Source organism: Micromonospora sp. NPDC051196 (assembly GCF_040682415.1).
Taxonomy (GTDB): domain Bacteria; phylum Actinomycetota; class Actinomycetes; order Mycobacteriales; family Micromonosporaceae; genus Micromonospora.
On sequence record NZ_JBFBAY010000021.1, the window covers coordinates 33,114 to 47,718 of the forward strand.

The 14,605-nt window shown below is 70.6% G+C and carries 20 protein-coding genes; 18 read left to right on the forward strand and 2 right to left on the reverse strand.

Translation table 11 applies throughout. The features are described from left to right. Positions 1–4 precede the first annotated feature (4 nt). Positions 5–523 (forward strand): DUF2231 domain-containing protein, encoded by a 519-nt coding sequence (locus AB0M35_RS26460; protein ID WP_363748665.1) that lies wholly within the window; start codon positions 5–7, stop codon positions 521–523. A 77-nt stretch (positions 524–600) separates the two neighbouring features. Further along, positions 601–1,431: a class I SAM-dependent methyltransferase gene (locus AB0M35_RS26465; protein WP_363748666.1), complete on the forward strand. Its 831-nt coding sequence runs from the start codon at positions 601–603 to the stop codon at positions 1,429–1,431. Here the strand turns inward: AB0M35_RS26465 and AB0M35_RS26470 are convergent. After that, positions 1,409–1,801 (reverse strand): ankyrin repeat domain-containing protein, encoded by a 393-nt coding sequence (locus AB0M35_RS26470; protein WP_363748668.1) that lies wholly within the window; start codon positions 1,799–1,801, stop codon positions 1,409–1,411. The genes AB0M35_RS26465 and AB0M35_RS26470 overlap by 23 nt on opposite strands. Positions 1,802–1,992: 191 nt before the next feature. Between AB0M35_RS26470 and AB0M35_RS26475 the strand changes: the two genes are divergently transcribed. The 12 genes from AB0M35_RS26475 (at position 1,993) to AB0M35_RS26530 (ending at position 10,697) form a co-directional block, all read left to right on the forward strand. Further along, positions 1,993–2,454 carry a cysteine dioxygenase family protein gene (locus AB0M35_RS26475; protein ID WP_363748670.1) on the forward strand — a complete coding sequence of 154 codons (462 nt, stop codon included), beginning with the start codon at positions 1,993–1,995 and terminating at the stop codon, positions 2,452–2,454. A 44-nt stretch (positions 2,455–2,498) separates the two neighbouring features. Then, positions 2,499–2,990 (forward strand): rhodanese-like domain-containing protein, encoded by a 492-nt coding sequence (locus AB0M35_RS26480; RefSeq protein WP_363748672.1) that lies wholly within the window; start codon positions 2,499–2,501, stop codon positions 2,988–2,990. 131 nt (positions 2,991–3,121) lie between these two features. After that, on the forward strand, positions 3,122–3,562 hold the full coding sequence (locus AB0M35_RS26485; RefSeq protein WP_363748714.1) for a winged helix-turn-helix domain-containing protein: 441 nt from the start codon (positions 3,122–3,124) through the stop codon (positions 3,560–3,562). 342 nt (positions 3,563–3,904) lie between these two features. Continuing rightward, positions 3,905–4,516 carry a winged helix-turn-helix domain-containing protein gene (locus AB0M35_RS26490; protein ID WP_363748674.1) on the forward strand — a complete coding sequence of 204 codons (612 nt, stop codon included), beginning with the start codon at positions 3,905–3,907 and terminating at the stop codon, positions 4,514–4,516. A gap of 57 nt (positions 4,517–4,573) precedes the next feature. Then, positions 4,574–5,215, forward strand: a complete 642-nt coding sequence (locus AB0M35_RS26495) for a uridine kinase (RefSeq protein ID WP_363748675.1) — start codon at positions 4,574–4,576, stop codon at positions 5,213–5,215. Positions 5,216–5,340: 125 nt separating this feature from the next. Further along, positions 5,341–5,739: a TraR/DksA C4-type zinc finger protein gene (locus AB0M35_RS26500; protein ID WP_363748716.1), complete on the forward strand. Its 399-nt coding sequence runs from the start codon at positions 5,341–5,343 to the stop codon at positions 5,737–5,739. Between the two features lie 60 nt (positions 5,740–5,799). Then, the gene (locus AB0M35_RS26505; protein WP_363748677.1) at positions 5,800–6,024 is read left to right on the forward strand and encodes a hypothetical protein; all 225 of its coding nucleotides are present in this window, start codon (positions 5,800–5,802) and stop codon (positions 6,022–6,024) included. Between the two features lie 452 nt (positions 6,025–6,476). Further along, entirely contained in the window at positions 6,477–7,016 is a 540-nt protein-coding gene (locus AB0M35_RS26510; protein WP_363748678.1) for a redoxin domain-containing protein, read from the forward strand. Between the two features lie 257 nt (positions 7,017–7,273). Then, entirely contained in the window at positions 7,274–8,908 is a 1,635-nt protein-coding gene (locus AB0M35_RS26515; RefSeq protein ID WP_363748679.1) for an ABC transporter ATP-binding protein, read from the forward strand. A gap of 14 nt (positions 8,909–8,922) precedes the next feature. Continuing rightward, complete coding sequence (locus tag AB0M35_RS26520; RefSeq protein ID WP_363748680.1) at positions 8,923–9,411, forward strand: MauE/DoxX family redox-associated membrane protein; 489 nt, start codon at positions 8,923–8,925, stop codon at positions 9,409–9,411. Positions 9,412–9,441: 30 nt separating this feature from the next. Then, on the forward strand, positions 9,442–9,933 hold the full coding sequence (locus AB0M35_RS26525; RefSeq protein WP_363748681.1) for a S26 family signal peptidase: 492 nt from the start codon (positions 9,442–9,444) through the stop codon (positions 9,931–9,933). 335 nt (positions 9,934–10,268) lie between these two features. Beyond that, positions 10,269–10,697: a DUF2267 domain-containing protein gene (locus tag AB0M35_RS26530; protein ID WP_363748682.1), complete on the forward strand. Its 429-nt coding sequence runs from the start codon at positions 10,269–10,271 to the stop codon at positions 10,695–10,697. A gap of 75 nt (positions 10,698–10,772) precedes the next feature. Here the strand turns inward: AB0M35_RS26530 and AB0M35_RS26535 are convergent, their stop codons facing one another. After that, positions 10,773–11,510, reverse strand: a complete 738-nt coding sequence (locus tag AB0M35_RS26535) for a PIG-L deacetylase family protein (protein ID WP_363748684.1) — start codon at positions 11,508–11,510, stop codon at positions 10,773–10,775. 101 nt (positions 11,511–11,611) lie between these two features. Between AB0M35_RS26535 and AB0M35_RS26540 the strand changes: the two genes are divergently transcribed. From AB0M35_RS26540 to AB0M35_RS26555, 4 genes are all read left to right on the forward strand, one after another. After that, positions 11,612–12,025 (forward strand): MFS transporter, encoded by a 414-nt coding sequence (locus tag AB0M35_RS26540; protein ID WP_363748686.1) that lies wholly within the window; start codon positions 11,612–11,614, stop codon positions 12,023–12,025. Further along, the gene (locus AB0M35_RS26545) at positions 12,025–12,837 is read left to right on the forward strand and encodes an MFS transporter (RefSeq protein WP_363748687.1); all 813 of its coding nucleotides are present in this window, start codon (positions 12,025–12,027) and stop codon (positions 12,835–12,837) included. Before AB0M35_RS26540 ends, AB0M35_RS26545 begins: the two co-directional genes overlap by 1 nt. Positions 12,838–12,981: 144 nt before the next feature. Next, positions 12,982–13,287, forward strand: a complete 306-nt coding sequence (locus tag AB0M35_RS26550) for a hypothetical protein (RefSeq protein WP_013734370.1) — start codon at positions 12,982–12,984, stop codon at positions 13,285–13,287. A gap of 9 nt (positions 13,288–13,296) precedes the next feature. Continuing rightward, positions 13,297–14,556 carry a cupin domain-containing protein gene (locus AB0M35_RS26555; protein WP_363748688.1) on the forward strand — a complete coding sequence of 420 codons (1,260 nt, stop codon included), beginning with the start codon at positions 13,297–13,299 and terminating at the stop codon, positions 14,554–14,556. Positions 14,557–14,605 lie beyond the last annotated feature (49 nt).

Genomic DNA, 14,605 nt, shown 5'->3' on the forward strand with positions numbered 1-14,605 from the left:
AACGATGCAGAGCCGACTGCGGGTGCAGGGCCACCCCATCCAACCGATGCTGGTGACGTTCCCGTACGGGCTCTTCGTCTGCGCGACCATCTTCGATTTCGCCCAGGTGGTCGGCGGCCCGGCCCTGCTCGGTGAGGTCGGCTACTGGACGGTGGTGGCCGCCCTGGTGGCGGCGGGGTTGACCATGATGGCCGGCATGGTCGACCTGTGGGACGTGCCGCCGGACCGGACCCGTCGCACCGCCATCAGCTTCAACCTCGTCAACGCCGCGATGGCCGGGCTGTTCCTGCTCTCCTGCCTGGTGCGGGCGGAAGCGTCGAACCGGGGCGCCACCGCCGTACTGCTGGTCGTCGAAGTGCTCGCGCTGGCCGTCGGCGGTCTCGGCGTGGCGCTGGGCGCGCGGCTGATGCGCCACTACGAGCCCGGGCGGGCCGAGCCGACCAGCTTCGACGCCCTGCGTGGCGGTGGCGGCCTGCGTGGCTCCGGCACCCGGACGATCGAGATCGTCCGCCCCCGTCCGTAAGTGTGTGACCGTGGGTCCGCATGCGCGACCGGGTAATGGAGTTGCCACAGTGGAGTCACGCCGGACACGCTGAGCCCGTGTGTCGGGAAGCGAGCTTCGAAGAGTTGGTCATCGACGGCGCCGCCGCGCCGGTCGAGGGCTGGGCTTTCGACTGGCTCGCCGGACGGGCCACCGAGGAGCGCCCACCCTGGGGGTACGCCCGACTGGTGGCGGCGAGGTTGGCGACCGTCGACGCGGCACTGGACATCGACACCGGCGGGGGAGAGGTGCTCGCCGAGGTGCCGCACCCACCCCGGCTGCTGGTGGCCACCGAGGCTTGGCCGCCGAACGTGCCGGTGGCCCGGGCCAGGCTTCGCCCGATCGGGGCGAGCGTGGTCGCGGTGGGCCCCGACGCGCCGCTGCCGTTTCGCACTGGCACCTTCGAGCTGGTGGTCAGCCGGCACCCGGTGCACACTGACTGGCCCGAGGTGGCGCGCGTGCTGCGGCCGGGTGGCACGTTCCTGTCCCAGCAGATCGGTCCGGGCACCGTACGCGAACTCAGCGAGGCGATCCTCGGGCCGTTGCCGCCACCGGCCCACCGGCACCCGGAGCAGGCGGTGGCCGACGCCGAGGCGGCCGGGCTGACCGTCGTCGACCTGCGTACGGCCACCCTGCGCACCGTGTTCCACGATGTCGGCGCCGTGGTCTGGTTCCTGCGCAAGGTGGTCTGGACGGTGCCCGGCTTCACCGTGGCGGCGCACCGGCCGGCGCTGGCCCGTCTGCACGAGCGGATCCGCACCGAAGGACCCTTCGTCGCCCACGCCAAGCGTTTCCTCATCGAGGCCCGGCGGCGGCCCGGCCCGACGGACGGGCGTCGACGCTGGCCCGATGCGGGCCCGGCGTCGGTCAGGTGGGACGCAGCAGGGTGAGCATCTCCGGCAGGTCGAAGAACTGAGCGGTCTCCACGGCGGACGGGCTGCCGCCGTCGGGGTCGGCGCCGGCGGCGAGCAGCGCGCGTACCGCGTCGGTGCTGCTGCGGAACACCGCCGCCGCCAGCGCGGTCTGCCCCCGGTCGTTGGTACGCGAGAAGTCGGCACCGCGGTCGAGCAGTGCGGCCACCGTCTCCGGGTGGGCGTGGTAGGCCGCCAGGATCAGCAGGCTGTCGCCCTTGTCGTTGGTCAGGTTGACCGGCAGCCCCGCGTCGACGTACCCGGCCAGTTCGGTGGTCGCACCGTCGCGCGCCAGGTCGAACATCCGGTGCGCGAACTCCAGGGTCTCGGCGTCGAGTTCCTCGCTCACCGGATCAGGTTAGTCGGCGCCACCGCGTCGCGCTCACCACGGCCGCCCCAGTCCTGAGTCGATCGACAGTCGGTGACGGTGCCGCAGTTCAGTGCGATCGTCGTCCCATTACGTGAGATAACCTACTAAACCTATAGGGTTTACCGTTTACGCTGGTCGGGACCATAGTTGTTGACCGTCGCGAGGACCTCATGCCTGCCCTGTCCGCCACTGAGCCCGACCTGCTCGCCGTCGCCCGGCGCTGGGCCGGCAACCCCGCGAGCTGGCCGGTGCCGTTGCGCTTCGACCCCATCAGTCGGTGGTACGCCCGACTCGCCGCCGCCGACGACCACGAGGTGTGGGCGTTGAGCTGGCTGCCCGGACAGGGCACCGACCTGCACGACCACGGGGGCTCGTCGGGCGCCTTCCTGGTCGCCTCGGGCGTGCTCACCGAGGAGACGGTCAGCGGTGGACGGCTGCGCCCACATCTGCTCGCGGCCGGCTCCGGCCGCCGGTTCGGCTCCCGGCACGTGCACGTGGTGACCAACCGGCACGCCGCACCGGCGGTCAGCGTGCACGTCTACCGCCCGGCCCTGCGCCGGATGACCCGCTACCACCTCGACCGAGGTCGGCTGCGGGTCGCCGAGGTGGCCGAGGCCGGCGTGGCATGGTGAATCCCCCGAACCGGGCGTCCGAGCCGAAATCCCTGGAAGGAACGATGATGCCGCAGACCGACCCCGCCGCCCACTGTCCGGTGCCCCCGCCGGGCTCCCGAGGGATCGACGAGATCCTGAGCGCCGCCCGGGCCCGGCTCGACCGCCTCAATCCGGAGCAGGCACACCTGGCGTACCGGGGCGGTGCGTTGCTGGTCGACATCCGGCCGGCGGCGCAGCGGGCCGCGCACGGGACGGTGCCCGGCTCCCTCGCCGTCGAGCGCAACGTGCTCGAGTGGCGCTTCGACCCGCGTTGCCCGGCCCGGCTGCCGCAGGCGGTCGGCTACGACCTGCCCGTGGTGGTGCTCTGCCAGGAGGGCTACACCTCGTCGTTGGCTGCCGCATCGTTGCAGGACCTCGGCCTGTTCCGGGCCACCGACGTGATCGGTGGTTTCGCCGCCTGGCGGATCGCCGGCCTGCCGGTGCTGGGCCCCACCCCGTTGATCCGCCCGTCCACCCCCGCGCCCCCGGCGACCGCCGGTCGGGTGTCCCACTGATCAGCCACGCCCACCCGGCGTGGCGGTAGTCCCAGGAGGCCGCCGTGTCCGTCGTCGCCATCAGCCCGCGCCAACACCCGTCCGGCCGCACCAACCGGAGCCGCCTCGCTCGGCGGCGTACCGGTCCCACCCTGACCATCACCGTCGATCTCACCGCCGCAGCCACGAGCCCGCGCCTGAACCGGCTGCTGGAACTGCTCGGCGAGCTGGCCGAGTCGGGCGAGGGGCGGCTGTCGCGCGACGGCGTCGATCACCTGCCGGTTCCGGCGGATCCGAACGTCGTCCGCATCCTCACCGGGCCCCGGACCGTCCAGCAGGGTGACCGGGTGATCCCGCTGACCCGGATCGAGTACGACCTGCTGCTGTTCATGGCCGAACGGCCCCGGCGGGTCTTCACCCGACTTCAGTTGCTCAACCAGGTCTGGGGTTACGACCACGCCGTGGCACGCACCGTCGACGTGCACGTACGCCGGCTGCGCGCCAAGCTCGGTGTCGGTACGCCGCTGCTCACCACGGTCCACGGTGTCGGCTATCGCCTGGCCGACGACGCCCGGGTGAGCGTCGAACGCTGATCCGGCCGGCGTGGCGGGGCCGCGGTCGGGGCCTCGCCACGCTGCCTGCGTACGGTGACAGCCTTTGTCTGGGAGCGTGATCAGCGGACGTCACGCCGGGTGGGTGCGAGACCCCCCACGAAAGGTGAACTCCGGTGTCGACCCCCCGTATCGGGTCAAGTTGGCGACTCTGCTGTAATCATCTTGCCTCGCACGCAGAGCGAGCATCCGGCTCCGATGTGTCGGCCAATTGTCACATTCACACAACGCAGCCGCCCCTTGACCCGCACACCGGCGCCCGGAAACATCGATAAAGCGGCGTCCCGGGGCCGTGGGGAAAACCCGGATCAGCCTAGGAGGACCATGTCGGTCAGCCCCGCTTCGTCGCGCGCCGGATGGCATACGTCCCAGCCGGCGGTCCCCGGTCGGCCACCAGGTGGCCAGCGCCGTCCCACCAGCACAGCGGCTCCGGTCATCACCGTCACCCTGTCGATCCCGCTGGCCTGTGAGGAGTCCCTGACGCCGGCGGCCCGCCAGCTGCTGGAAGCCGCCCGGGAGCTACTGGAACGCGGCGAGGGCACGGTCACCCACGGTGGCCCGGTGGTGCCGGAGCGGCGCACCGAGGCGGTGCCGGCCGGGCGTTCCCCGGCACGGCCACTTGCGCCCACCATTCCCGCCCTGCACATCCTGGCCTCCTCGCGGTCGGTGCTGCGCGACGACGAGCCGCTGCCGCTGACCCGGCTCGAATTCGACCTGTTGCTGCATCTGGTGGCGCACCCGCGCCGGGTGTTCACCCGGCTTCAGCTGCTCAACGCGGTCTGGGGTTACGAACACGCGGGCGTGCGTACGGTGGACGTGCACGTGCGCCGGCTACGCGGCAAGGTCGGCGTGGACGTACCCCTGGTCACCACGGTCTACGGCGTCGGCTACCGGCTGGCCGACGAGGCCCGGGTGACCCTCGACCAGACCGGCTGAGCGGCCCGCACGGGCGGTCGGCGACGGCGACCGCCGGGCACCCGGCACGATGGTCGGATGCGCGTGCGTCCGATCTCACCGCAACGACTGGTCACCGAACTGGCGCAGCGACTGGCCCGGACCGGGCCGGCCGGGCGGCTGCGGGTCGCCGTGGACGGCCCGGCCGCCGCCCGCCCCGACGAGTTGGCCGCTGCCCTGGTCGACCCGCTGCGGGCGCTGGGCCGTCCGGCCCGGCACATCCGGTCCGACGATTTCCTGCGCCCCGCGTCCGTACGCCTGGAACGTGGCCGGACCAACCCGGACGCGTACTACGAAGGCTGGGTCGACGAGGCCGGGTTGCGCCGGGAGGTGCTCGATCCGGCGGGGCCGGCGGGCGACGGCCGGATTCTGCCCTCGCTCTGGGATGCCCGGGCGGACCGGGCCAGCCGAGCCGGCTACGTCGCGTTGCCCCCGAACGGAGTGGTCCTGGTCAGCGGCACGTTCCTGCTCGGCGGCGGGCTGCCCTTCGACGTCACCGTGCACCTGGAGTTGTCCGCTGCGGCGCTGAACCGGCACACCGTTGCCGAACTGGCCTGGACGCTGCCCGCGCACGCCCGATACGCCGACGAGGTCGCGCCCGCCACCTTCGCGGACCTGGTGATCCGGGTGGACGACCCGCGCCGTCCGGCGATCGTGGAATCCGTGGACGACCCGGTTTGATCCTCGGGGCACGGGGGTAATCGCGGGGCTCACAGCGCCCGGATGATCAGCTCGCCTGGGCGGTATGACCGGGTGGGGAGGACCTGCCCGCGATGACGATGATTTCCCAGGAAAGGCAGGCAGCCATGCTCGTCCACGACACGGTCGGCACGGGCCGATCCCAGGCGGAGATCGACCAGATTCGACTCTCCCTCCAGGCCCGCTACGCCGAACTGTCCGAGGAGTACGAGCAGGCCGTGCAGCAGAGCCAGGTGCTGCGGCTGGTCGAGGTCGGCGACACCGCGGGCGACGACCAGGCCGACAGCGGCACCAAGACCGCCGAGCGGGACACCGCGCAGTCACTGCTGCGCACCATCCTCGACCGGCGGACCCAGTACGAGCACGCGCTGACCCGGCTCGACGAGGGCACCTACGGCTTCTGCGAGGGTTGCTCGGCACCCATCCCGGTGGAACGGCTGGAGATCTTCCCTTCGGCGACCACCTGCGTGACGTGCAAGCAGACCCGGGAGCGCCGGGCCGCTTGAGCCGCAACGATCGTCGGTCGGTCCGGGACGCGGTGAACTGCACCCAGGGGCGAGATCAGGGTGGGCACCGCCTCCTGGACCGACCGCACCGCCCGGCTGTGGGCAGGCTCGGCGATTGCTGTTCCGTTCCCCCTTTTGACCTTCACAGGGCAGCCTGAGCGGTCGGTGGCCGAACGCTCATCCGTCACGATCGGCGACGCACACAAGATCGATTTTTGGCGGCTGGTGACACGTTCGTTAACGACCTCCCTCGATGGTGTGGGCAGGTGGACGATCCAGGATTGATCGATGAGCGCATTCCTCATTGACATCGTCATGCATGGATGGTTTGCTTGCCAGTGCGCGTCCGATTAGGGCACGGACACATACGGGGAAGGTGAAATCTGTGTCTATTTTCCAGCGTTTCAGTGATCGACTCCTGGGGATGTTCGTCCCGGAGATCGAGGCGTCGGCCGACTCGTTCCAGCAGTACTGCGGGTGCTACGGCGGGCTCAGGAAGTACCTCCACTTCAGGACCTGCTACTACACCACGGACCCTCGGGACCACACGTGTGGTCCGTGCGTGCAGGGCAACCCGGCGGTTGAGTGCTGATGTGACAGGCCCGGCCTGGCTGGGTGACATCTGAGTCGGTACGAATTTTTCAGCCCCGTAATGACGAGTCAGGTCTGGGCGCCGAATGGCGGTCCGGGCCTGATTTGTCATCGCGGGACGGTCCCACGGGGGAAAGGAAGGGCGCGTGGCATACATTGTTGCCGCTGTTGTCCTCATCGGTTTGGTGAGCCTGTTGAATTTGGCCCTGACCTACGGCGTGATCCGCCGGTTGCGCCAGCACAACGACATGCTCGGCGCACAGTCGTTCGCCGGTTCGGCGCCGGTCAGTCGACTCTCGGTCGGTGCGGTCGTCGACGACTTCAAGGCGGTGACGGTCTCCGGCGGGACGGCCACCCGGGATGATCTCTCCGGTCACACCCTGGTCGGCTTCTTCTCGCCGGACTGCCCGGCATGTACGGCGGAGATCGGCAGGTTCGTCGAGGTGGCACGGTCACGCCGCGACAGCGTGTGGGCGGTGGCCGTCGGTGAGCCCGATCGCGTCGCCGACACGGTGGCGACGCTGATACCGGCCGCCGGCACGGTGATCGCGGAGGATGGTCAGCAGGAGATGATCTCCGCCTTTGGCGTCGCCGGGTTCCCGGCGTTCTTCGTCATGGGTGACGGAGGTGCCGTCCAGGCGATCGGCATCCGTACCGACGAGGTCCTGGCCAAGATCTCAGCATGATCGGACCCGCCAGGGCGGCCACCTGGAAGTCGCGTGTGGTGCAAGCCGGCGTCGTGGAGTCGCTCGAACTGGGATGGCGTGCCGGGCGTGGGCGCCTGTTGCTGATGGTTCTGTTGACCCTGGTCGGCGCGGTCCTTCCGGTCACCGCCGCATGGTTCATGAAGGAGACCATCGACCGGCTGGTGCGCCCGGACGTTGATCCCGGCACGGTGTTCCCGGCCATCCTGGGATTCGTCACAGCGGGCCTACTGATCGCCGTGCTGACCCGGGTCATCCAGTATCTGCGTGCCGAGAGCGACCGGGCCATCGCGCTGCTGGCGCAGGAGCGGCTCTTTGCCGCCCTCGAACGTTGCACCGGCATCGCCCGCTTCGAGAACCCCGCCTATCAGGACACCCTGCGGCTGGCTCAGCAGGCCAGCGGGTACGCGTCCGGTCAGGTCCTGGGCGGGCTGCTCAATACGGTAACCGCGCTGATCTCGCTGGTCGGGTTTCTCGGCTCCCTGCTGATCATCAGCCCGCTGCTGAGCGCGGTGGTGGTACTCGCCATCGCGCCGTCCTTGTTGGTCCAGCTGCGGCTGTCGCGTACGTATGCGCGGATGACCTGGGAGATCAGCCCGGTGCAACGGCGGGAGTTCTTCTACGTCTCGCTGCTGACCACGGTGGAGGCCGCGAAGGAGATTCGACTCTTCGGCGCGGGGCCGCTGCTGCGCGACCGGATGCGTACGGAGCGGAGCACCGCCAACCTCGCCCACCGCCGTCTCGACAGGCAGGAACTGGTGACCCACGGAGGGCTGGCACTGTTGTCCGCCGTCATCACCGGAGGCGGGCTGATCTGGGCCGCACTGCAGGCCGCGTCGGGTCAGCTGTCGGTGGGATCGATCTCGATGCTGATCGCGGCCATCGCCGGGGTCCTGAGCGCAACGGACGTGGCCACCTCGTCCATCGCCCAGGCGCACCAACAACTGCTGCTGTTCGACCACTACCTCAGGGTCACGCGTGCCGAACCGGATCTGCCGGTCCGGGGAATCGGGCGTCGCCTGCCCGCCCTGAAGATCGGTATCGAACTGCGGAACGTGTGGTTCCGTTATGCCCCCGACCACCCTTGGGCCCTCCGGGGTGTCAACCTGGTCATCCCCCGAGGGCGAACCCTCGCGCTGGTCGGCGCAAACGGTGCCGGCAAGAGCACGCTGGTCAAGCTGCTGTGTCGCTTCTACGATCCGGACCGGGGAGCGATCACGTGGGACGGAACGGACATCCGCGATATCCCTCCGAGCGAGTTGCGCGAGCGCATGAGCGTCGTCTTTCAGGACTTCATGCACTACGACCTCACCGCCGCCGAAAACATCGGTTTGGGTGACGTCACGGCGATGAACGATCCGGACCGGCTGAAGGAGGCCGCCCGAAAGGCCGGCGTGCACGAAACGCTCGCGGCGCTCCCGAACGGGTACCGGACGCAGCTCAGCCGCGTCTTTCACGGCGGGCTGGAGGAGCCCGATCCCAGCACCGGAGTGGAGCTCTCAGGCGGCCAGTGGCAGCGGGTCGCGCTGGCCCGGGCCTTGCTCCGCGACCGCCGCGACCTGCTCATCCTGGACGAGCCGAGTGCCGGCCTGGACCCTGCGGCCGAGTACGAAGTCAGTGCCCGGTTGCGGGAGCACCGAGCCGGCCGCACCAGCGTGCTCATCTCTCATCGCCTGGGCACGATCCGCGACGCTGACGTGATCGTGACGCTGGTGGACGGCCGGATAGCCGAACAGGGCAGTCACGATGAGTTGATGCACCAGGACGGCCACTACGCCGAACTTTTCCGCCTGCAGGGACGCGGCTACCAGCCGGTCGAGAAATCCTCGCCGATCGACCCACGTGGGGAGGGCGTTGCGTGGCGTACGTCTTGATCGCCAGCAGGTGCGTGCTGGCGCTGGTCTTCCTCTATTCGGCGATCACGAAGCTCCGGGGACCGGGCGGCTTCAGGGCTTTCCGGTTGTCTGTTCAACAGATGCGGCTGCTGCCTTCCGGCCTGGTGGGGCCCGTGGCCGTGACCGTGGTCGCCGCCGAGCTTCTGATCCCGGGGCTGCTCATCAGCCGGTTCACTGTCCTCGCCGGCTTGAGCGCTGCCCTCGCCCTGCTGATCGCCTTGACGGTTGCCGTCGTCCTCGTCGTCCGGCGGGGTTCGGCGGCGCCCTGCCGCTGTTTCGGCGCATCGAACGTCCCGCTCGGCTGGTCCCATGTCGTCCGCAACATCGGGCTGATCATCGTGGCGGCCCTGGGTCTGGTCGCCTGGGCCTCGGGTGCGGATCAGGCCACCCGGTCGGCGGGGGTCATCGTGTCCCTGGGCGTGGCGCTCATCCTGGTCTTCATCGCTGCCACGTTGGATGATCTGGTGGCCCTCTTCCGCTGATTAGGCCCGTACTCCTGGAGGCGACCTTCCGTGACAGTTGCGCTCGCACTGGCTGGTATCGGCGCCGTCGCCCTGGCGGTAACTCTGCTGCGCCTGCTGCGGCGTCGCTTCCTGCTGGTGGTGGTGAGCGGTACGAGCATGGAACCGACGTACGAGGACGGCGATCGCCTGCTGGCGCGTCGCCGGCCGGGAACGGCGATCCCGGTGGGCAGCGTCGTTGTGCTCACCGGGCACTCGGGCCAGGAATCCGGTCACTACGCGCCGGTCAAGGTCGGTGACCGTACTTTGCTGCTGCGTACCAGTCGATACCTGGTCAAACGGCTCGCCGCCCGGCCCGGTGACCCGGTGCCGCCGGACTGCGTCACGGTGGTGGGTGACGGCGGACCGGCTGTCGTACCGCCGGGGAAGGTGGTGGTTCTCGGCGACAACCGCATGAGCAGCCTCGACTCGCGAGTGTTCGGTTTCCTCGACGAGCAGCGGATCCTGGGGACGGTGATCCGGCGGTTGGGAGCCGGCGCCTGACGCTCTGGCACGGCGGTGGTCCACCGGTAGATGTACGCCTGCGCAGGTCATCTCACCCGGTCGGGGTGACGGTGACTCACCTCGACCCCGCCGATGATGGTCGGAGCGCGATCGTCCGCGCGAGACGACCTCACGGAGGTGGTTGGCGATGACGGTTCGGGTGTCGCCGCACCGGCGGCGGGACGCGGTCCTGCGTGTCGTCGGGGCGCGTGATCAGGCTCGGCGGGCACCACGTCTCGGGTGGGCCAGCCCGATCCGGCCGCGGCGTGGCCCGGTGGGTCCGCCGCGACGTCACGACGACCGACGGTGGGAGACCGACCTACGGGGGTGGACAGATGGCTGAGCAGTTCCAGTCGGCAATTGAGTCCTCGGTGGACAAGACCAACCTGATTCTCAAGGACATCGAGCAGGCGTACGGCTGGCCGAAGGCGCAGCGTAACCAGTCGTACGCGGCGCTGCGTACCGTGCTGCACCTGCTGCGCGACCGGATGCCGGTGCAGGAGAGCGTGGAGTTCTCCGCACAACTGCCGATGCTGGTGCGGGGCATCTACTTCGACGGCTGGCAGCCGGAGAACGTGCCGATCAAGCTCAACCGGGACGACTTCCTCTACGAGGTCCGTCAGGGCTTCCCCTACGACGTGGAAGGCGGCCCGCAGCGGGTGGTCCAGGTGGTGCTGGACACCCTGCGTCGGCACATCACCCAGGGCGAATGGGATGACGTGCGGGACACCATGCCCGCCGATCTCGCCCAGATCATGCCCTGACCGTCGCAGGTCCCGGCGCGCCGTCCGGCTCACCCGGACGGCGCGTCCGGCACCGGCTACCAGAGCCGGGACCGGCTACCAGAGGTCGAAGTGGAACACCTCGAACGAGGCGCCGTAGCGCACGCCCAGCCGGGTACCGATCGGGCGGGCGCCACTTTCCAGGAACTCCTCGGCGTCGAAGCTGCCGTCGCCCAGTCCGGTCAGGTACGCCTCGTGCGCCAGCAGCGACGCCACCCCCTTGTCGAACGTCTCGGTCGTGTCCACCCCGTGCATCGAGCGGGGGGAGGAGGCCGCCCAGACCTGGCGTACGCCGCCCCACGGTTGGACGCCGTCGGTCAGCTGCTCCGGGAAGATCCACCGGTTGCCGGCGTCGCGTACCGCGTCCAGGGTGGCTCGTCCGACGGCGATGTGGTCGGCCTGGTTGAGGGTGAGCCCGCCGTCCCAGGTCTCCCGGAAGTTGTTGGTGATCACGATTTCCGGTCGGTGTCGGCGGACCACCGCGGCCAACTCCCGGCGCAGGGCCACGCCGTACTCCAGGATCCCGTCGGGCAGGCCGAGGAACTCGACCGTGTCCACGCCGACCAGAGCCGCAGAGTCACGTTGCTCCTGCTCGCGTACCTGACGGGCGCGGGGTGGTGGCATCCTGTCGATGCCGGCCTCGCCGCTGGTGACCAGGCAGTAGACCACCTGTTTGCCCTGCCCGGTCCAGCGGGCGATGGCGGCGGCCGCACCGAATTCGAGGTCGTCGGGGTGGGCCACGATCGCCAGGGCGCGTTGCCAGTCCTCGGTCACCGGCTCCAGCGGTTCGGTCATCGCCACCTCCGTCTGCTCGCGTCGGCTCCATCCTGTCACTTCCCGCCGCACCGCACCGGTACGGTTGACCTCAACCATGGTTGAGGTCCGATGCTGGCGGGGTGGCAGCGACGACCTTCACCGACAACCGTCAGAGCCCTGGACTCGCGGTGCTGCTGATCGGCTCCACCCTGACAGTGATGGCGGGGGCGGTGCTGACCCCGGTGGTCCAGTTGCTCATCACCGAGCGGCAGCTCACCGCCACCGCCGCCGGACTGGTCGTGACCGTGCACGGGGTGTCGTTGGCCGTCACCGCGCCCGCCGCCGGTCGGCTCGTGGATCGCTGCGGGGTTCGCCGCCCGCTGGTGGTGGGCCTGCTGCTGTACGGAACGGCCGGCGGCGCCGGAGCGGTCGTCGACTCGTACCCGCTGCTGATCACCACCCGGCTGATCTTCGGGGTCGGCGCCGCGCTCGTCTTCACCTGCACCACCGTCGGGCTGCTCGACCGGCACACCGGCGCGCCCGGGACCGGCTGATGGGCTGGCGGTCCACCGCGGTCAGCCTGGGCGGGGTGGTGTGGCCGCTGGCCGGTGGGGTGTTGGGCGTGCTCTCCTGGCGGGCGCCGTTCGTGGTGTACCTGCTCGGCATTCCGCTCGCCCTGCTCGCCCTGCGCCTGCCCGACCAGCCCCGTCGGGTGGCTGAGCCGCGTACGCCGGTCGGACGTGGTCCGGGCCGGCGGCGCGGCATCGGGGAGCCCGGGCGGAGCTGGACCGCGTTGCTCACCGGCCGCCGGCTGGCGGCGGTCTACGCCCTGCAATGTGTGGCGACGATGCTGCTCTACGTCGTCCTGGTCTTCCTGCCGGTCCGGTTGGCGCAAGTGCACGTCACCAACACCGCCGTCGTGGCCACGGCGGCCGCAGGTCTGTCGGTGGCGATGAGCGCGGCCGCGCTCGGGTACGTCCACCTTCGAGCCCGCCTGCCCCAGCGGGTGCTGCTGCGGCATGCGTTCCTGACCTGGACCGTCGCGCTGCTGATACTGGCTCTTGTCGACATGCCGGTGGCGCTGCTGGTCGCCCCGGCCGTCTTCGGTCTCGGGATGGGTCTGGCCGTGCCGGCCCTGACCGTGCTGACCGCCGACCACGCCCCGCCCGGCCGGCGGGCGCAGGCCGTTGCGTTGCTGGCCACCGCGGGGTTCACCGGCCAGTTCGTCGCACCCCTGCTGTTCGGTCCGCTCCACGCGGCCACCTCGATCTCGGCGGCCTTCCTGGCCGCAGCCGTCCTCGCCGGTTGTGTCCCCGTCGCGCTGGCCTGCTTCGGCCACCCCGTCGCAGGCGGCACCGACCGGTAGTACCACGCATGGCGAACCGGGCATGTCGGACGGCGCGGGCGTCTACGGTGGGGTGCATTGGTTAGAGAAGATCGGGCGCGGGGTACCACCCGCGGCACGACGAACCCCACCGACGGCGGGGGCGGGTCCATCCGAGGGAGCACGATGCCACTCAACGACGACGACATCCAGAGCACCAGCGGCGGCGGGCTGGAAGGCCCAGCTGACGGTGGCGCGACCCCCGGCCAGCACGACGGTGGTGCCGATGGCAGCGCCGAGGGCCCGGCTGATGGTGGCGCGACGCCGGGGCAGCACGATGGTGGTGCCGATGGCAGCGCCGAAGGTCCGGCTGATGGTGGCGCGACGCCGGGGCAGCACGATGGTGGTGCCGATGGCAGCGCCGAGGGCCCGGCTGATGGTGGCGCGACGCCGGGGCAGCACGACGGTGGTGCCGACGGCGCCGCCCGGTAGCCGAGCACGATGACGCGACTCGACCCGCCGGGCGGCACTGTCCGCCCGGCGGTTGCATACCCGTCCGCGCTGGCGCGCTGCGTCAGCGTCGAGCCGGAGAAGTTCGCCGCCGCCCACTGGGGACATACACCGCTGCTGTCCCGCGCCGCCGAGCTACCCAACCCGGCCGGCTTCACCGACCTGCTCAGCACCGCCGACGCCGACGAACTGCTCAGCCGGCGTGGTCTGCGTACCCCGTTCCTGCGGGTGGCCAAGGACGGGCAGGTGCTGCCCGCGGCGCGCTACACCGGCGGCGGTGGCGCCGGCGCCGAGATCGGCGACCAGGTCCTCGACGAGAAGATCCTGCAGCTGTACGCCGACGGCGCCACCCTCGTGCTCCAGGGCCTGCACCGCAACTGGCCGCCACTGATCGACTTCACCCGGGAGCTGAGCCTGGCCGTGGGGCAGCCGTTGCAGGTCAACGCCTACCTCACCCCGCCCGGTAGCCAGGGCTTCGCCACCCACTACGACACCCATGACGTGTTCGTGCTCCAGGTCGACGGGCGCAAACACTGGCGGATACACCCGTCGGTGTTCCCCGATCCACTGGAGCGCCAGCCGTGGGGCGGACGGGCCGACGAGGTCGCCGCCACCGCCCAGGGCCCGGCTGCCCTGGACGTGGTGCTCGAAACCGGCGACGCGCTCTACCTGCCCCGGGGCTGGCTGCACAGCGCCCAGGCGCAGGAGTCCAGTTCGCTGCACCTCACCGTCGGCATCCGCGCGTTGACCCGGTACGCGTTGGTCGAGGAGTTGCTCGCGCTGGCCACCGAGGACCGCCGACTGCGGGCCACCCTGCCCTTCGGCATCGACGTGGCCGACCCGGACGCGATCGAGCCGGAACTGACCGAGACCGTCGAGGCGCTGCGCGACTGGTTGCTGCACGCCGACCCGGCGGCGGTGGCGAGCCGGCTGCGGCAGCGGGCCTGGTCCGCGTCGCGTCCGGCGCCGATCCGTCCCCTCGCACAGGCCGCCGCGCTGGCCGCGTTGACCGTCGACAGCCATGTCACCGTCCGCCCCGGCCTGCGGTGGCAGCTCACCGTCGCCGGCGACCAGGCCACCCTGCGCCTGTTCGACCGTACGATCACCCTGCCCGCCTACTGCGAACCCGCCGTACGCGCCCTGCTCACCGGCGAAGTCACCCGCGTCCGTGACCTCCCCGCCCTGGACACCGACACCGACCGCCTCACCCTCACCCGCCGCCTCCTCCAAGAAGCCGCCCTAACCCCCTAACCACCCACCCCCACCCCCGTCCGCCCCGCCCTCCCTCCCCCGCTGAACC